Source organism: Bartonella sp. AD328YNZD (assembly GCF_042196425.1).
Map to the genome: position 1 here is coordinate 1 of NZ_JBHIQG010000438.1, position 1,752 is coordinate 1,752.

Sequence of the window (1,752 nt, forward strand, 5' to 3'; positions counted from 1 at the left end):
TTGATTGGCGTACACGCAATCAGGCTTTTTTTTCAGCTTTACAAATTGAACGAAATGTTATGTTTTTTATTCTTTCTCTGATCGTTCTTGTTGCTGCTTTAAATATTATTTCAGGGCTGATTATGCTTGTAAAAGATAAAAGTCATGATATTGCAATTTTACGCACGATGGGGGCGCAACAGAGTGCGATTTTGCGTATATTTATCATTACAGGAATGATGATTGGTTTTATTGGAACGATATTGGGGTTAGTTTTAGGTGTTATCGCGACCGCGAATATTAATCATATCCAAGATTTTATATCTTGGTTATTTAATGTTGACGTTTTTAATCCTCAACTTTATTTTTTAACAAAATTGCCTGCACAAATTGAGTGGAGACAGACCGTCTTGGTTGCTATGATGGCTTTATTTTTGTCGTTTCTTGCTGCTCTCATTCCGGCATGGCGTGCTGCTAAGCTAGATCCCGTACAAGCTTTGAGGTATGAATAATGACAGCTATTTTAGAGCTTGTAGAGATTGAAAGACGCTTTTTCGAGGGGCATAAGCCGCTCATTGTTTTAGATAAAGCGAATTTTATTCTTAATCGTGGAGAGCTTGTCGCACTTGTTGCACCATCTGGTGCTGGAAAATCAACACTTCTTCATATTGCTGGATTATTAGAAAAACCAACCGCTGGTGATGTGATGTTACGGGGTGTTTCTTGTGCAAAGCGTTCTGATAGTGAGCGAACAGCTATCAGACGAAATGATATTGGTTTTGTTTATCAATTTCATCATTTACTTCCAGAGTTTACGGCGTTAGAAAATGTCATGATACCGCAAATGATAGCAGGATTAAAAAAATCCATAGCAGAAGATCGTGCGCGTAAATTATTAACGTATCTGCGTATTTCTCATCGTGCTAACCATCGTCCCTCAGAGTTATCGGGAGGAGAACAACAACGTGTTGCTATTGCACGTGCAGTAGCAAATGGCCCTTCGGTTCTTTTGGCTGATGAACCTACAGGAAATCTTGATCCAGTAACTTCAGCTTATGTCTTTCAAGCTTTATCTATCCTTGTTCGTCAGTCTGGTCTTTCTGCTCTTATTGCAACACATAATTACGCTTTGGCTAAGCAAATGCATCGTCGAATTACACTTAAAGAACAAAAAATTATAGAACTTCCTTAAAGCAATGTATAAAATTTATACGAATAATTGAATAGTTTATATTACTTTATTCAAGGAGATTTTTTATGACAGTTTTTGCCGTTGACAAAAATCAATTAGATGCTCGTCGTCGTCGATTGATTTTTCGTGCATGGCATCGCGGTATTCGTGAAATGGATCTCATTTTTGGACATTATGTTGATGCTCATATCACTGAGATGAATGATAAAACGCTCTCTGAGCTTGAGTATATTATGTCTTTTGATGATCGTGATTTACTCACATGGATTACTGGAGAAATTTTGCCCCCCTCTGAAGTTGATAGTCCACTTTTCCGTGATATTGCCAATTATCGTACTTGCTTAAGTTATTAATCCCGATGCCTATATTTAAAAAAATTGTTATTCCCAAAAATAATTCTGTTCGTATGATTTTAGATGGCGTTACTGATGGATTTGAAGCCTTTGCGCTTGCTAAATTAAGTTCAGAAATTGCACAAGGTAAACCGCTCATCTATGTTATCCGTGACGGAACAAAAATTGCGCATTTACAACAAGTTTTAAATTTTATTGAACCCAATTTACCCGTACTTCAATTTCCTG

Annotated in this window: 4 protein-coding genes; all 4 read left to right on the top strand. The window is 36.9% G+C overall.

The window, feature by feature from the left end; all coding sequences use genetic code 11:
• Positions 1-491 (top strand): FtsX-like permease family protein (locus ACFIO3_RS12600; RefSeq protein ID WP_375704568.1); only part of this gene is annotated, 491 nt, incomplete at its 5' end.
• Complete coding sequence (locus ACFIO3_RS12605) at positions 491-1,171, top strand: ABC transporter ATP-binding protein (RefSeq protein WP_375606844.1); 681 nt, start codon at positions 491-493, stop codon at positions 1,169-1,171. The genes ACFIO3_RS12600 and ACFIO3_RS12605, both read left to right, overlap by 1 nt.
• Before the next feature lie 65 nt (positions 1,172-1,236).
• Complete coding sequence (locus tag ACFIO3_RS12610; protein WP_375615192.1) at positions 1,237-1,524, top strand: succinate dehydrogenase assembly factor 2; 288 nt, start codon at positions 1,237-1,239, stop codon at positions 1,522-1,524.
• A gap of 5 nt (positions 1,525-1,529) precedes the next feature.
• Positions 1,530-1,752 (top strand): hypothetical protein (locus ACFIO3_RS12615; RefSeq protein ID WP_375704569.1); only part of this gene is annotated, 223 nt, incomplete at its 3' end.